Source organism: Leifsonia sp. 10L418 (genome assembly GCF_056395445.1).
This window is the reverse complement of sequence record NZ_JBFTJN010000002.1, coordinates 397,059-411,850: the sequence shown is the minus strand read 5'-3', so window position 1 is coordinate 411,850 and position 14,792 is coordinate 397,059. Positions and strand designations below refer to the sequence as shown.

13 protein-coding genes are annotated in these 14,792 nt (G+C 67.3%); 9 read left to right on the top strand and 4 right to left on the bottom strand.

What is annotated here, in order from left to right; all coding sequences use genetic code 11:
• Positions 1–85: 85 nt before the first annotated feature.
• The gene (locus AC1DCF_RS05390; RefSeq protein WP_477210130.1) at positions 86–784 is read right to left on the bottom strand and encodes a potassium channel family protein; all 699 of its coding nucleotides are present in this window, start codon (positions 782–784) and stop codon (positions 86–88) included.
• The gene (locus AC1DCF_RS05385; RefSeq protein ID WP_477210543.1) at positions 777–2,117 is read right to left on the bottom strand and encodes a TrkH family potassium uptake protein; all 1,341 of its coding nucleotides are present in this window, start codon (positions 2,115–2,117) and stop codon (positions 777–779) included. The genes AC1DCF_RS05390 and AC1DCF_RS05385 overlap by 8 nt, the downstream gene beginning before the upstream one ends.
• A gap of 144 nt (positions 2,118–2,261) precedes the next feature.
• Between AC1DCF_RS05385 and AC1DCF_RS05380 the strand changes: the two genes are divergently transcribed.
• The 4 genes from AC1DCF_RS05380 (at position 2,262) to AC1DCF_RS05365 (ending at position 5,919) form a co-directional block, all read left to right on the top strand.
• Positions 2,262–2,657, top strand: coding sequence for a YccF domain-containing protein (locus AC1DCF_RS05380; RefSeq protein ID WP_477210129.1), 396 nt, complete (start codon positions 2,262–2,264; stop codon positions 2,655–2,657).
• Positions 2,658–2,740: 83 nt separating this feature from the next.
• Complete coding sequence (locus AC1DCF_RS05375; protein WP_477210128.1) at positions 2,741–4,051, top strand: MATE family efflux transporter; 1,311 nt, start codon at positions 2,741–2,743, stop codon at positions 4,049–4,051.
• 237 nt (positions 4,052–4,288) lie between these two features.
• Complete coding sequence (locus AC1DCF_RS05370) at positions 4,289–5,491, top strand: serine/threonine-protein kinase (protein ID WP_477210127.1); 1,203 nt, start codon at positions 4,289–4,291, stop codon at positions 5,489–5,491.
• A gap of 116 nt (positions 5,492–5,607) precedes the next feature.
• Entirely contained in the window at positions 5,608–5,919 is a 312-nt protein-coding gene (locus AC1DCF_RS05365) for a hypothetical protein (protein ID WP_477210126.1), read from the top strand.
• Between the two features lie 118 nt (positions 5,920–6,037).
• Here AC1DCF_RS05365 and AC1DCF_RS05360 read toward each other — a convergent pair whose 3' ends face one another.
• The gene (locus AC1DCF_RS05360) at positions 6,038–7,099 is read right to left on the bottom strand and encodes a LacI family DNA-binding transcriptional regulator (protein ID WP_477210125.1); all 1,062 of its coding nucleotides are present in this window, start codon (positions 7,097–7,099) and stop codon (positions 6,038–6,040) included.
• A gap of 199 nt (positions 7,100–7,298) precedes the next feature.
• Here AC1DCF_RS05360 and AC1DCF_RS05355 point away from each other — a divergent pair, with 199 nt between their 5' ends.
• The 5 genes from AC1DCF_RS05355 to AC1DCF_RS05335 all read left to right on the top strand — a co-directional run bounded on the left by AC1DCF_RS05355 (position 7,299) and on the right by AC1DCF_RS05335 (position 11,648).
• The gene (locus tag AC1DCF_RS05355) at positions 7,299–8,660 is read left to right on the top strand and encodes an MFS transporter (protein WP_477210124.1); all 1,362 of its coding nucleotides are present in this window, start codon (positions 7,299–7,301) and stop codon (positions 8,658–8,660) included.
• 70 nt (positions 8,661–8,730) lie between these two features.
• A complete protein-coding gene (gene nucS, locus AC1DCF_RS05350) occupies positions 8,731–9,426 on the top strand; it encodes an endonuclease NucS (RefSeq protein ID WP_441789332.1) in 696 nt (231 codons plus the stop codon).
• 179 nt (positions 9,427–9,605) lie between these two features.
• Positions 9,606–10,445: an alpha/beta fold hydrolase gene (locus AC1DCF_RS05345; RefSeq protein ID WP_477210123.1), complete on the top strand. Its 840-nt coding sequence runs from the start codon at positions 9,606–9,608 to the stop codon at positions 10,443–10,445.
• A complete protein-coding gene (locus AC1DCF_RS05340) occupies positions 10,442–10,834 on the top strand; it encodes a RidA family protein (RefSeq protein WP_477210122.1) in 393 nt (130 codons plus the stop codon). Before AC1DCF_RS05345 ends, AC1DCF_RS05340 begins: the two co-directional genes overlap by 4 nt.
• A 139-nt stretch (positions 10,835–10,973) precedes the next feature.
• Positions 10,974–11,648 (top strand): HAD hydrolase-like protein, encoded by a 675-nt coding sequence (locus tag AC1DCF_RS05335; protein WP_441790765.1) that lies wholly within the window; start codon positions 10,974–10,976, stop codon positions 11,646–11,648.
• Positions 11,649–11,695: 47 nt separating this feature from the next.
• Here AC1DCF_RS05335 and AC1DCF_RS05330 read toward each other — a convergent pair whose 3' ends face one another.
• A complete protein-coding gene (locus tag AC1DCF_RS05330; RefSeq protein WP_477210121.1) occupies positions 11,696–14,671 on the bottom strand; it encodes an aminotransferase in 2,976 nt (991 codons plus the stop codon).
• Positions 14,672–14,792 lie beyond the last annotated feature (121 nt).

Here is a 14,792-nt window from a genome sequence, read left to right as displayed (position 1 = left end):
ATCTTTGAACGGGGTTGCGTCTGGAGGCCGGCTCGCGCGGTTTCGAAACGCGGCCGACTCCGTCGGGCGCTCCTCAACCACCGGCTCAGCGCAGTTGCGCGAATTCCTCGGCCCGGGCCGTCGGGCCCGCCACCAGGATGGTGTCGCCGAGGTGCAGCACCGTGTCGGTGTCGGCGTTCACCCATTCGGCGTCGCCGCGTTTGAACGCGGTGATCGTCACGCCGTACTGCGCCCGTACTCCGGTGTCGCCCAGGCGCTTGCCGAGCACCGCCGAGTTCGGCTCCATTTTGACCATGGCGTAATTCGCATCGATTTCGACGTAGTCCTGGGCGGCGCCGCGCACGAGGTGAGCCACCCGCCGACCCATATCTTTCTCGGGATAGATCACGTGCTTCACACCGAGCTGCTCAAGAATCTGACCGTGCGGATCGCTCACCGCCTTGGCCCAGATCACCGGGATGCCGAACCGGATGAGCAGCGAGGTGGTCAGGATGCTGGCCTGAATGTCGCTGCCGATCGAGACGACCACGCGGTCGAATTCGTGCACGGCCAGCTGGCGCAACACCTCCTCGCGCGTCGAATCGGCCCGCACCACCTGGGTGAGCTTGCCGTTCAGGCCTTGCACGATCTCTTCGTCGGCATCGATGCCGAGCACCTCGGTGCCCGAGGCCATGAGTTCGAGGGCGAGCGAGGTTCCGAATCGGCCGAGTCCGATCACGGCGACCGAGTCGGCCTCGGCGATGCGGCTGGAGCGAGCGTCTGAGAAGAAACCGAACTTAGCCAATGACTGGCCTTTCCTTGGGGTATTCGTAGAGCAGCGGGCGCTGTTTGAGAGCGATGGCAGTGCCGAGCGTGAGCGGACCGAGGCGTCCGATGAACATCAGCAGCACGAGCACGACCTGCGCGGCCGCCGGCAGGGTGGGAGTAATCCCGGTCGACAGCCCGACAGTGCCGAAGGCGCTGACCACCTCGAACAGGATCTTGTCGAGATCGAGATCGGTCATCAACATCAACACGACGGTGGCCGCCATGACGACGCCGACGGCCAGAAGTACGATCGTGATGGCCTGCCGGTGCACGGCGCGCGACAGCCGCTTGCCGAAGATGTTCACCGCCGACTGTCCGCGCAGCTCGGTGACCATGATGAAGAACAGCACGGCGAACGTCGTCACCTTGATACCGCCGGCGGTTCCGGCCGGCCCGCCACCGATGAACATGAGCACGTCCATGCCGAGCCAGCTGGCCGAGTGCATCTGGCCGATGTCAATGCTGTTGAAGCCCGCTGTACGGGTCTGCACCGATTGGAAGAAGGCGGCCAGCACCTTGCCCCCGGCATCCATCGGTCCGAGCGTTCCCGGGTTGGCCCACTCGATCACGAGGATGTACACGGTGCCGCCGGCGAGCAGCAGCCCGGTGCCGACGAGCATGATCTTGGTGTTCATCGACCAGTGCAGCGGCTTCGTGAATTCCTTCCGCAGCTGCATGATCACCGGAAAACCGATGCCGCCGAGGATGATCGCCCCGGCAATCGGCAAGGAGATGAACGGGTCGGTGGCGAATCCCATCAGGTTGTCGCTGAACAGGGCGAAGCCGGCGTTGTTGAACGCCGACACCGAGTGGAAGAGCCCGAGCCAGACCGCGTAGCCGAAGTCCTCGCCGTACCCGAGCCAGAACCGCGGGGTGAGCAGCAGAAAGACCACGAGCTCGATCGTGAAGGTGATGCGCAGGATGCCGCGCACGAGTCCGCGCACGTCGTCGAGTCCCACGCTCTTGGCTTCGGCCGCCGCGGTGATCCGACCGCGGATCGAGAGTTTGCGCGCGAGCACGAGGCCGATCAACGACGCGAAGATCATGATGCCGAGGCCGCCGACCTGGATGAGCAACAGGATGACGACATGACCGAACGGCGTCCAGTAGGTGAGCGTGTCGACCACGGCGAGTCCGGTCACGCACACGGCCGAGGTCGCGGTGAACAGCGCTTCGATGAAGCTCGCGCCGCCCGGGCCGGTCTGAGAGATGGGGAGCAACAGCAACACCGTGCCGACCAGGATCGCGGAAGCGAACCCGCCGACGACGGCCTGAGCCGGGTGCGGCCGCCAGCCGGTCAGCGAGGCCATCAGCCAGCCGGTGATGCCCGGGCGCCGGGCGTCGCGGCCCAGGCTGCGGCGGCGGGTGCCGCGGGGCGCTCCGGGTGTTGTCACGCCGATTACTCTAGAGCCCTCCGGGTCGTTCAGAGCGCGCTGTGCTTGGATGGAAACACAATGAACACCGTTTTGAACGTCATCTGGTTGGTGCTGTCGGGCTTCTGGCTCTTTCTCAGCTATATGCTCGCGGGAATCATCTGCTGCATCCTCATCGTCACGATTCCGTTCGGCATCGCGTCGTTCCGCATCGGCTTCTATGCCCTCTGGCCGTTCGGGCGTCGTGTGGTCAGCCGCCCCGATGCCGGGGTCTTCTCGTTTCTCGGCAACGTGATCTGGGTGATCGTGGCCGGAATTTGGATCGCGATCGAGCACATCCTGAGCGGCATCGCGCTCTGCATCACCATCATCGGGATTCCGCTCGGCATCGCCAACTTCAAGATGGTGCCGATCGCGCTGATGCCGCTCGGCAAGGAGATCGTCGACGTCAACGACCCGCGCGCGGTGATGGTCTAACCCCGACTTCCGGGGCTGCGGCGGCGTTGGCGCCTCCCACCTGCTCATAGGATCGAAGCATCAAACTTCTCCGCCGCGCCCCGATGGATCGTGAGATCCTGCGCCTTGCCGTCCCCGCGCTCGGCGCCTTGATCGCCGAGCCCCTCTTCTTGCTCGCCGACTCGGCGATGGTCGGCCACCTGGGCGAGACGCCGCTCGCCGGCCTCGGCCTGGCCAGCGCGGTGTTGCAGACGATCATCGGACTGATGGTCTTCCTCGCGTACACGACGACTCCGGCCGTGGCCCGCTGGCTCGGCGCCGGCAATCGGCGCCGAGCCGTCTCGGTCGGCATCGACGGGCTCTGGCTCGCCCTCGGCCTCGGCGTGGTGCTCGGCGTCGTCGGCTGGTTCACGACTCCCCTGCTGGTCGGGGTATTCGGCGCGAATGAGGCTGTCACCGCGGATGCCGCCAGCTATCTGTCGATCTCGATGTTCGGCATCCCGGCCATGTTGCTGGTGTTCGCGGCGACCGGTCTGCTGCGCGGCCTGCAAGACACGCGCACGCCTCTTTACGTGGCCGGTTTCGGTTTCGCGGCGAACATCGTGCTCAACTTTCTGTTCATCTACGTCCTCGGGCTCGGCATCGCCGGCTCGGCGCTCGGCACCGTTGTCGCGCAGTGGGCGATGGTGCTCGTCTATCTCGCCGTCGTCGTGAAGCATGCCCGGCGCGATGGCGCGAGCCTGCGTCCGCATCGCGCCGGAATGCTGCTCGGCGCCGCGTCGGGCGGCTGGCTGTTCCTGCGCACGGTGAGCCTCCGCGCGGCGATGCTGCTCGCCGTGTTCACGGCGACCGGTCTCGGCTCGGCCGATCTGGCCGCCTTTCAGATCGCGATGACGCTGTTCGCCACCCTCGCGTTCGCCCTCGACGCACTGGCAATCGCGGCCCAGGCACTCGTCGGGCGCGACCTCGGCGCCGGCGATGTGCACAGCGTGCGCGCGGTGCTGCGCCGCTGCCTCGAATGGGGAATCGCGGGCGGCGCGGTGCTCGGCCTGGTGGTGATCGCCGTGAGCGGCATCCTCGGCTCTCTGTTCACGAGTTCGGCGGAGGTTGCCGCGCTACTCCCGCCGACCCTGATCGTGTTGGGACTCTCGGTGCCCCTCTGCGGGATCGTGTTCGTGCTCGATGGCGTGCTGATCGGGGCCGGCGACGCCCGGTATCTCGCGCTCACCGGCATCCTGAACTTCGCCGCCTTCGTGCCCCTTGCGCTACTGGTGCGAGCCTGGGCACCGCCCGGGGCGCTCGGCCTCGCGCTGCTGATGGCAGCGTTCGTGTTCGGCTACCTCGGCGCCCGCGCACTCACACTCGGTCTGCGGGCTCACGGGTCGCGCTGGATGGTCGTCGGCGCGCGACGCTGACTCCGCGCGCGCATCACTGCTCGAATCCCGACGGACTCAATGATGATAGACATGAATGCAGACGGGCACGTCCGGGCACTGATCATCAACCGATTTTCATCCGCGTGTGTCCGACGGAGGTGAGTCGTTCGCCCCCGGAGAGGACATCTTGGGATTCGGAACAGCTATCGCGCTCCGTTCAATCGGAGCGACCGCGGCCTTCGCAGCGACGGTCTGAATGTCGTGACGATCTCTGGAATGGCGCCTGAGAACTCGCCGACGACCGGCGATCTCCTCGATGGCCGCTACCTCCTCGACTCCCGCATCGGAGAAGGGGGGATGGGCGTCGTCTACCGTGCCCGCGACGAGACCCTGGGCCGTACGGTCGCGGTGAAGATCTTCCGCGAATCCGCCATGGATGCCGCACGGACCACGTCGGAGACCCGACTTCTTGCTGCACTGAACCATCCGTCGTTGGTGACCCTCTTCGAAGCGCAGACGGGGGCGGGGCGGGTGAACTATCTCGTGATGGAGTATGTCGAAGGTCCCACGCTCCGCGAGCGGATCTCGGACGGGCCGCTGGCACCCGAGGACGTCGCGGCGATGGCACGAGATCTCGCGGAGGCGCTGCATGTCGTGCACGATGCCGGCGTCGTGCACCGCGACATCAAACCCTCCAACGTGCTGCTTCGCCGCTCACCCGTTCCCGGAGAGGTATACCGGGCGAAGCTCGCTGACTTCGGGATCGCCTACCTGATCGACTCCACGCGCCTGACAACCCCGGGAACCCTTGTCGGGACCGCGGCGTACCTGAGCCCGGAGCAGGTGCAGGGTGAGGAGCCGGCGCCCGCCTCAGATATCTACGCCCTCGGGCTGATTCTGGTCGAAGCGCTCACCGGCACACGCGCGTTTCCGCAGACGGGCATCCACGAGGCCGCTCTCGCCCGGCTGAGCCGCGACCCGGACATCCCCGGCACCCTCGGGTATGCGTGGAAAACACTGTTGACCGCGACAACCTCCAGGGACCCCGCACAACGACCCACCGCTCTTGAGGTCGTCGTCGCCGCCACGCGTCTGAACGACCCGACGCCACATGACGCTCCCGAGATGACCAGCACGCCGCCCGCCACGGCGGGCATCACGGTTCCCATTTCAGCCGAGGCGGCGCCCACCCGCACGTTAAAGATGCCAGAGAGCGACCTGACCCAGCCGACGATCCGGTTCGAGAAACCAGCCGACGACTCGGCCCCCGCTGCTCCCGATGGCTCCAGACCGCGCTCACGGATACGCCGGTGGCAGGTGATCGCCGCGGTCGTCGCTCTCGTCGTGGTCGCCGTCGTCGTCGGGCTGCTGATCTCGTCGTTCGGAGAGCCAACACCCGCTGGCGCTCCCGCCTTGCCAACGCTGGAAGGCCCCGTCTACACCCACATGCAGGACCTGATGGAAGAAGTCACCCCCTGACGCGCGCACGATTCGCCGCGACGGCGACGGCGCTTGCGCTCGGTCTCGGTCTCGGTCTCGGTCTCGGAGGATGCACCGGGAGCCCGCCGGAGATCACTTCCGGCACCAGCGTACTCATGCAGTCGACCGTCCTGGCCGCAGCGAACCAGGCGGCAGCCAGCGACCCCACCGGCGCACTCGCCACCCTCGACTCCCTGCAGAGCCAACTGGATCAAGCAACCGCCACGGGCGACATCTCCACCGAACGAGCCGCCGCCATCCAGCAGGCGGTCGACCAGGTGCGCGCCGACCTGAACGAACTCACCACGCCCGAGACCGCCGTGCCAGCGACCACTGCGCCCGAACCGGAACCCGCGACTCGCGAAGACAAGGGAAACAAAGGGAACAAAGGCGACAAGGGCAGCAAAGGCAACGGCAAGAACAAATAGCGTCCACCCTCTGGTGGCGGTGCCGGTCTGGAGAGTCCACGCTTACCGCAGATGCACCGTGTAACGCAGCTGCGTCGTTCTCGGTGAGGCTCTGCGCGAACCAAGTCAAGAGACTGTCTCAATCCCCCGCGGGCGGCGGCGCCGTGGTGTTACCGGCATGGAAGACACTGCTGAAGCAGGTGTCCTGCGGATGCCCGCCGGCCAACATCTGCACGAGGGCCTCACCGGCGGCACGCCCCTTGGCCGCTGAGGGCTGCACGAGCGTCGTCAGATCGTAGGGCGCGAGGCCATCGACCCGCACGCCGTCGAAGCCGAGCACGCTGACATCCTGAGGAACACGCAGGCCGAGCTCTTCGGCCGCCCGGATCACACCGGCGGCCAGCAGATCGCTCTGCGCGATTACGGCGGTCGGGCGGGTGTGCCGGTCGCCGAGCAGCGCCAGCCCGGCGAGCCGGCCTTCTTCGACATCGCTCGCCGCGGCGGTCACTCCGCCGATTTCTGGGAACACGGCCCGGGCGCCTGCGATACGTTCGCTCGTCGTTGCCGACGTGCTCGCGGCCTCGCGCTCCGGTGTCAAAGGACCGCGGCTGCGATCGGGGTCGAGTGGCAGGGTCACCAGCGAGACAGCGCGGTGTCCGAGTGCGTAGAGATGTTCGGCCCCGCGGCGGGTGGCATCCTCGTTGTCGATTGAGATCAGGATCACATCGTCACCGGCATCGCCCTCAATGGCCACCATCGGGATTCCGCGTTGGCGCAACACGTCGACGGTGTGTGCGAGCCGCGGGCTGCAGCCGATCAGCGCCACGGCGTCGACCGGCGCACTTCCGACGCTGACGGCGCCGTCGCCCGTGTCGGTCAGTAGGAGGAGGCCGGCGCCGAGCGGAGCGATTCCCTCGGAGAGGCCATCGAGCATCTGAATCTTCACCGGATCGAGAAAGGCGGCGCGCACCCGTTCCTCGAGCACGACCCCGACGATTCCGGAGCGGCCGCGGCGCAGCGACTGGGCACGCGGGTCAGGACCGGCATAGTCCAGCTCGGCGGCGGCGGCCAGCACGCGGGCCTTGGTCGCGTCGGAAACCGGGCCGGAGCCGCTGAACGCGAGCGATGCCGTCGACGACGACACACCGGCCAGCCGGGCGACGGCGGCCAGAGTCGGCCGGGCGGATGAGTCAGAGGGCATAGGAGTCCTTGCGAGTGGTACGCGTTTCGCGATAGCTTAGTCGAATCGATTCGATCGAATCGATTCGACAATTTATTCTGTCACGTGCCGGCCACGTGCCGTGAATGGATGTCCACCCCGCGGCCAGACGTCGATCGTCTCGCTTCGGTTCGATCACTCGCACGACGCCCCGCTCGCTCCACAGCTCAGGAATCTCATCATGTCGCAGTCCACCCCCGCCCCCGGCAACGCCGCCTCGTCGAGGTCGACCAACGACGGTGCTCCCCGCGATCCGAGCGCAAGCGCCCTCGCCTCGACCGACTCCCCGGCCGCCGCCCTGTCCCGGCGCCCCCTGCTCCGGTGGCGCAACGCCGTCTTTGTGGTCTTCCTGCTCAGCGGGCTCTGTGTGGCGAGTTGGGTGTCGCGGGTTCCGGCCGTACGTGACGGCCTCGGCCTCAACACCGCCGAAGTCGGCATCCTGATTTTCGGTCTGTCCGCCGGCTCGGTCATCGGTCTGATCTGCGCCACCTGGATGCTCGCCCGCCTCGGCGCCCGCCGCGCCATGATCACGAGCTTCGCGATCACTGCGGTCGGGCTCGTCGCCGTCGGATTGGGAGCAGGCCTGGTCGCCTCCTTCCCGATCGCCTTCGTCGGGCTCGCCCTGGTCGGCTTCGGCATGGGCTCGGTCGACGTGATGATGAACGTCGAGGCCGCCTCCGTCGAACGTGAGATCGGCAAGACCCTGATGCCTCTGATGCACGCCTGCTTCAGCCTCGGCACCGTGGTCGGCGCGCTGATCGGCGCCGGCGCATCCGCTCTCGGCGTTGACGTCGCCGGGCACCTGATCGGCATGGCCGTTCTCGTCATGGTGGGGGCGATCGTCTCGGTGCGCTTCATTCCGATGCGGCCAGAACTCGGTGATGTGCCCACGACGACCGGCGCGACGGATGCGACGGACACGACCGCCGTCTCGAAGGCTCCGGCCTGGCGCGAGAGGCTCCGCGAGGGCCTGGCGGTCTGGGCCGACATGCGCCTCATCTTGATCGGTGTCGTCATGCTCGGCATGTCCTTTGCCGAGGGGTCGGCCAACGACTGGATCGCCCTGGCCGCCGTCGATGGCCACGATCTGAGTAAGACGAGCGGCGCCCTGGTCTTCGGGGTGTTCGCTGTTGCAATGACGACCGGTCGCGTGATCGGCGGCCCCGTGATCGATCGCTTCGGGCGCGTGCTCGTGCTGCGCGTCTGCGCCGTGATGGGCGTCGTCGGACTGCTGCTCTTCATCCTCGCCCCGACCGACTGGATGCTCTACGTCGGCACTGTGCTCTGGGGAATCGGCGCCTCGCTCGGCTTCCCGGTCGGCATGTCGGCGGCGGCCGATGACCAGAAGCACGCCGCGGCCCGTGTGAGCGCCGTCGCCATCATCGGCTACACCGCGTTTCTCGTCGGGCCGCCGGTGATCGGACTGCTCGGCGAAGCCGTTGGCATCCTGAACGCCCTCTACCTGATCCTGGTGCTCATGGTGCTCGCCGGCCTGGCCGCGCCGGCCGTGCGCGAGCGGGTGGGTGCGCGCGCCAAGAAGTAACGAGGTCGGTGAGTCCGTGCGGGGCCCGCCCGCGCACGCGATTCCCATCCGAAGCGGTTAAGCTCTTCGGGTGCGTCTCGTAATAGCCCAGTGTTCCGTCGACTACGCCGGGCGCCTCAACGCGCACCTGCCGTTGGCCACCCGCCTGCTCATGCTCAAAGCCGATGGCAGCCTGCTCATCCACTCCGATGGCGGCTCCTACAAGCCCCTCAACTGGATGAGCCCGCCCTGCTCCCTGGCCGAGGTTCAGCCCGAAGATGATCAGACGGATGCCGGCATCACCGCCATCTGGAAGGTCACCCACGCCAAGACCGCCGACGAACTCACGGTGAACCTCTACGAGGTGCTCCACGATTCGGCGCACGAACTCGGCATCGACCCAGGCCTGATCAAGGACGGCGTCGAATCGCAGCTGCAGAAGCTCCTGGCCGAGCACATCCACCTGCTCGGCGAGGGCCACACCCTGGTGCGCCGCGAGTACATGACGGCGATCGGCCCGGTCGACATCCTGGCTCAGGATGCCTCGGGCAAGTCCGTCGCCGTCGAACTCAAGCGGCGCGGCGACATCGACGGCGTCGAGCAGCTCACCCGCTACCTCGAGCTGATGAACCGCGACCCGCACATCGCGCCGGTCACCGGTGTTTTCGCCGCCCAGGAGATCAAGCCGCAGGCCAGGAAGCTGGCCGAGGATCGCGGCATCCGCTGCCTGTTGCTCGACTATGACGCCATGCGCGGCCTGGACGACACGCAAACCCGCCTCTTCTAACGACCCCGGGCGATCGAGCGCCCTCGGTGATCGAGCGCCTTCGGTGATCGAGCCTGTCGAGATCCGGTGACCGAGTCTCGAGATCGACTCGCGAGGTCTCGACAAGCTCGACCACCGGCGCTCCGGCCCCAGTAGTCTGGCTGCCAACCGCGTGAGTGGCGTGGGCGCGAGGGGGACGCATGATCGAACGCACCGAGGGCTTTCTGAGCGTCGCCGACGGCGAGCAGATCTGGTGCGAATCAGCCGGCACCGGCCCTGACCTCATCTTCTCCCACGGCCTGGGCGGAAATGCTGCGGTCTGGTACCAGCAGTTGCCCTCTTTCGCGCAGCACTACCGGGTGATCACCTGGGATCACCGCGGCTTCGGCCGCTCGACCAACTCGGCGGGCACGCACGGCCCCGAGTCGTCGATCTCGGACCTGTTGGCGATCATGGATCACTTCGAGGTCGAGAAAGCCCACCTCGTCGGTCAGTCGATGGGTGGCTGGGTGACGCTCGGCACCGCTCTGGCCGCGCCCGATCGCGTTGCCTCGATCGTTCTGGCCTGCACGACCGGCGGCATCCCCGTGGGCTTCGGCCCGCAGGCCGACGCGCCGGTGACGGCGGCGCCGTCGGTGACCCGCTCAGCGACCACGGACCGCGCCGCCCGCCCGCTCGGCGAGCACCCGGCCATCGGCGGCCGGCTGCAGGGCCTCGACATGGCCCGCGCCTATCTCTATCAAGCACTCGGCTCGTTCGGTCACCGGCCGGCCGACTCGGAGTTCTTCCGCATCCTGTCGGGCCACACCTTCGACCCGGACGCCCTCGCCGGTCTCGAGATTCCCGCCCTTCTGATTGCCGGGGAGCTCGACGACCTGATGACGCCGGAACGCATCCGCGAGGCCGCCGCGTTCCTTCCGCGGTCAGAGGTCATCGAGATGGCCGATCGTGGCCACTCCCCCTACTTCGAAGATCCCGACACGTGGAATAAGATCGTCGGCGCGTTTCTCAAGCGTTCGAGCGAGCGGGTTGCAGCATGAGCGAGTCGGCGGGCATCGAGTTCTTCCCGTCCGGCTCGGGGCGGCCGTTCTCCCAGGCCGTGCGCGTCGGTGACGTGCTCTATCTCTCCGGCGAACTCGGTATCCGCGCCGACGGAATGCTCGCCGACGGCTTTGAAGCCCAGGCGCACCAGACCATGCAGAACATCGCCGCGACACTCCGCTCGCTCGGGGCCGATATGACGGATGTCTTCAAAGCGACGATCATGCTGGCCGACATGTCGAGGTGGGAAGCCTTCAACGCGATCTACCTTGAGTATTTCGACGTCGAGCGGCTGCCCTCGCGCAGCGCGTTCGGCACCGCGGGACTCGCCCTCGGCGCGCACCTCGAAGTGGAGTGCTGGGCCTACGTGCCCCGCCTCGCGCATTAATCACCCGTCACCTGGCCGCGAGACTGCCGTTGTCGAAGCCTCACGCGTGCTGAGCCTCCGACAACTGCAGACTCGCGAGGTGTAGGTGGGAAGGAGAGCGCCGGAATCACGCGGTTTCCCAGACTGGCCACCTAGGATGATGCGAGTGAATCCGACTTTAACGCGCACCTGGAGCGCAATCCTCTTCGACCTCGACGGAACCATCACCGATTCCGCTCCGGCCATCACCAGCTCCCTCGCACACACTTTTGAACTTCTGGGACGCCCAGTCCCGCCCGTCTCCGAGCTGCTTGCCTATGTGGGTCCGCCCCTGCTCGCCGCGTTCCGCGAATACGCCGGGATGACCGCGACCGAGGCCGACGAGGCGCTTGTCGTCTACCGCGAGCACTACTCGGGCGAGGCGTCGCTCGACACCGCCATCTACCCGGGCATCGCCGGCCTGCTGGAGCGCATCCACGCCGCGGGAATCCCGCTCGCACTGGCCACCAGCAAGCCAGAGTTGAACGCCGTCAAGATTCTGAACCACTTCGACCTGGCGAAGTACTTCACCGTCATCGTCGGCGCCTCCGAAGATGAGGTGCGCAGCGCCAAGGCCGACATCGTCAAGGAAGCGCTCGTGCGTTTGGCGGATGCCGGCGCCGATTTGAGCGCACCGGTCATGGTCGGCGATCGCAGCTATGACGCCGAGGGCGCCGCCGCGAACAACGTGCCGGCGATCCTGGTGGAGTGGGGCTACGGCTCACCGGCCGAGGCCGCTGCGGCGACCGCTGTCGTGCATTCCACCGACCAGCTCGCCAAGCTGCTGCTCGGCTAGCGCCGGCGGGGCTGGCCCCGCCCTGGCTTGCCCCGGCCAGGCTGGGCCTACCAGCCGCGCGTCAGCACCTCGTCGAGCATGTCCACGAAGTAGTCAGCGCTCTCAATTGTGAGGCACAGCGGCGGCTTCACCTTGAGCACATTCTGGCGCTCCGACGTCGGCTGCACGATGACACCGAGCTCACGCATCCGTTCGCAGATCGCCGCGGTCTCGGCGGCGGCCGGCTCGAGTGTGACCCGGTCCCGCACGAGCTCCACCCCGAGATAGAGCCCCAGCCCGTGCACCGCACCGATGATCGGGTGTTTGTCGCCGAGCGCCGTCAGCCGACTCACCACGTGTTCGCCGACCACCCGGGCGTTCTCCTGCAGCCCCTCGTCGCGCATCACGTCGAGCACGGCGAGACCGGCGACCGAACTGACCGGGCTGCCGCCCGCCGAGGAGAAGAAGTTGCCTTCGCGGGCGAGCGACTCCGCGATCTCCCGCCTGGTGATCACCGCGCCGAGCGGATAACCGTTGCCCATGGCCTTCGCGACCGAGATGATGTCGGGCACGACTCCCTGCTGCTGGACTCCCCAGAAGTGGTCGCCGAGGCGTCCGTAGCCGACCTGCACCTCGTCGGCGATGCAGAGGCCGCCGCGCGCCCGAATGTCGGCGTAGACGCCGGCCAGATAGCCCTCCGGCAGCACCACTCCCCCGGCATTGCCGAGAATCGGCTCGCAGATGAACGCCGCGATCCCCGGCCCGTCACCGGCCAGCCCATCGCCGGCCAGCGCATCCATCTGCTCGGTGAAGTCGGCGAGATACGCCGCCCCGGCCTGAGCGCCACGGTGCCGGCCCCGATAGGGGTTCGGCGCGTCGACCACCTCGACCCAGTCGGGCCGGTTCGCCAACGCGAACGGGTTGTCGTAGGCCGACGTCGTGACACCATCCGACGCCATCGTCCACCCGTGATATGCCTCGCGCAGCGCGACGACCGAGCGGCGACCCGTGTGGATCTGGGCCAGACGCAGCGCGAGGTCTACCGCTTCGCTGCCGCTGTTGACCAGGAGCACCGTGTCGAGTGACTGGTCGGGCGCCAACTCGACCAGCCTCTCGCTCAGATCGGCCAAGGCCCGGTAGAGAAAACGCGAGTTGGTGTTGAGCAGCTGCATCTGGTCGAAGACGGCTGCGCTGAGCCGCGGATGGCTGTGGCCGATTGCCGAGACATTGTTGACCATATCGAGATGGCAGCGCCCGTCGGTCGCCACCAGAAACTCCTGCCAGCCGCGCTCGATCTGCGGCGGATGCTCGTAATAGCGCTCCTGCGCGGCGGCGAAGACTCGCTCGCGACGGGCCGTCTCCTGCGTCGGGGCGTCCATCACCGGCAGCGGCGGGAGCCCCAGCAGCGGTGCGGGATCGGGGGCCAGCACGCGCCACGCCTCGCTCCAGCTGGGCGTCGCAAACCGGGGTGGCGTCACCCCGCGGCGGCGGCGTTGCACGATGAGGCGCCCGATCGAGCGTGCCTCATCCAGCTCCTGGTCGTCGAGGTGGTTCACCGTTCCGATGAGCTGCCCGGCCGTGACCACGGTGCCGGCCGGGACCGCCGCCGTGAGGCCCGTGAGCACCAGTTCCTCGTCGTCGATGCGCAGCACGAGATCGTCTTCGGTCGCCCGTATCACCACCGCCGACAGGGGTGCATGGATGCGCGTCGATCCCCCCAGATAAAGCTCGGTGACGGCGGAAAAGCTGTCGGGCTCCATGGCCCGATGCGGGCGACTCCGAGTCAACCGGTGCTGGCCATAGGGAGCGACGGCGACGGCGGTCTCGCGCAGCGCTTCGGCCGCCAACTCCCACTCGACGCCCGGCTGCAGCCATCGGCCATCGTTCAGCTGCCGACTCGTCACCGAGAAGTCGAGCATGACGAAGTCGCCGGCCCCAATCGCCGCGATCATGGATGCTTCGGCCACAAGCTCGGCGCCGGGCACTCCGGAGTCCCGTCCAAGCAGCTGACGGATCGCCACCTCCGCTTCGTCGAATCCGATGCGCTGTGCGATGTCGAAGACCTGCCATTCGGCGTGCATGCGCTCTTCGGCATAGGTATTGCCGGCTTCAAGCCGGGTCTGATCCTCGCCACTGACGACGAGCACCGCGCCGCGCAGAACCACCAGCGGCCAGATCGCCGAGATCTCGTCGTCGCGAAGCGGAACCACCTCGTTGAAACGACGCACTGCTTCGAAGACCGCGGCGGGATTGCCCGGAACATGAGGGAGAACGGACGACATCGTCACTGCGAGCTCGGCAACCAACCAGCCGGATCCGAGATCACCGAAGTCGATCACGCCGTCGGGGAACAGCCGGCCGTTGTCCAGACGCCGGCAGACCACGTTGTCGTCGGTCACATCGCCGTGGATCGGTTGCACCCGTAGCCCCTGAGCCACCGTGTTCAGCCGGTCTGCCGCGCGCTCGGACACCTGACGCACGAGGTCCCGACGCGCCGGGTCTGACATCCGGTCGCTCAGGTGGTCGATGACGGCCGCGGCGTTCCGCAGATCCCATTGCAGCCCTCGATCGAGGCCGTCACCGCTGAAATCTGCCAGGCCGTCGGCCACCACGGCGGCAATCCGGCCCAACTCGCCGATCACGCTCGCGTCGAAGTGTCCCTCATCGACCAGCGATCCACCCGGCAAGAACGAGAACATCCGCACCGGAAGCAGCCCTTCTTCAGCCGGCCACCATTGCCGGGTCTGCCCGTTCTTCCCCGGCACCGGAATCGGAACGCGGAATCCCCGATCGGACAGGTGCTGCATGGCCGCCCCCTGGGAGGCCAGCTCGCTTTCGTAGAAGGCAGGGTTGTCGACTTTGAGCAGGTAGCTGCTCGGGCGGCCCGATTCGTCGACCCCGTCGATTCGAAAATTGCGATCCTGTTGGCTCCCGAGCTCGTCGGCTGTGCCGCTGATCCCAAACAGCTCCGCGGCCATTCGCACGGCGTCGGCCGGAGTGGCGGCGGGGCGAACGAGCGGCGGACCGTCGAAGAAATTGAACACGGCAACTCGTTTCGTAGAAGACTCGCCGACAGCTTCGGTGCCGCCGGCTGCAATGAATCTATCTTCCGGGCGGCATCCGCTGCCAGCACGCCCGACCGCGCCACACGCCCCTCACGGGGGG

Coding starts and splice junctions, on each gene's coding strand:
- AC1DCF_RS05385 (WP_477210543.1), bottom strand. CDS start 2,117: ATGGCCTCGCTGACCGGCTGGCGGCCGCACCCGGCTCAGGCCGTCGTC.
- AC1DCF_RS05380 (WP_477210129.1), top strand. CDS start 2,262: ATGAACACCGTTTTGAACGTCATCTGGTTGGTGCTGTCGGGCTTCTGG.
- AC1DCF_RS05375 (WP_477210128.1), top strand. CDS start 2,741: ATGGATCGTGAGATCCTGCGCCTTGCCGTCCCCGCGCTCGGCGCCTTG.
- AC1DCF_RS05370 (WP_477210127.1), top strand. CDS start 4,289: ATGGCGCCTGAGAACTCGCCGACGACCGGCGATCTCCTCGATGGCCGC.
- AC1DCF_RS05365 (WP_477210126.1), top strand. CDS start 5,608: ATGCAGTCGACCGTCCTGGCCGCAGCGAACCAGGCGGCAGCCAGCGAC.
- AC1DCF_RS05360 (WP_477210125.1), bottom strand. CDS start 7,099: ATGCCCTCTGACTCATCCGCCCGGCCGACTCTGGCCGCCGTCGCCCGG.
- AC1DCF_RS05355 (WP_477210124.1), top strand. CDS start 7,299: ATGTCGCAGTCCACCCCCGCCCCCGGCAACGCCGCCTCGTCGAGGTCG.
- AC1DCF_RS05345 (WP_477210123.1), top strand. CDS start 9,606: ATGATCGAACGCACCGAGGGCTTTCTGAGCGTCGCCGACGGCGAGCAG.
- AC1DCF_RS05340 (WP_477210122.1), top strand. CDS start 10,442: ATGAGCGAGTCGGCGGGCATCGAGTTCTTCCCGTCCGGCTCGGGGCGG.
- AC1DCF_RS05335 (WP_441790765.1), top strand. CDS start 10,974: ATGCGAGTGAATCCGACTTTAACGCGCACCTGGAGCGCAATCCTCTTC.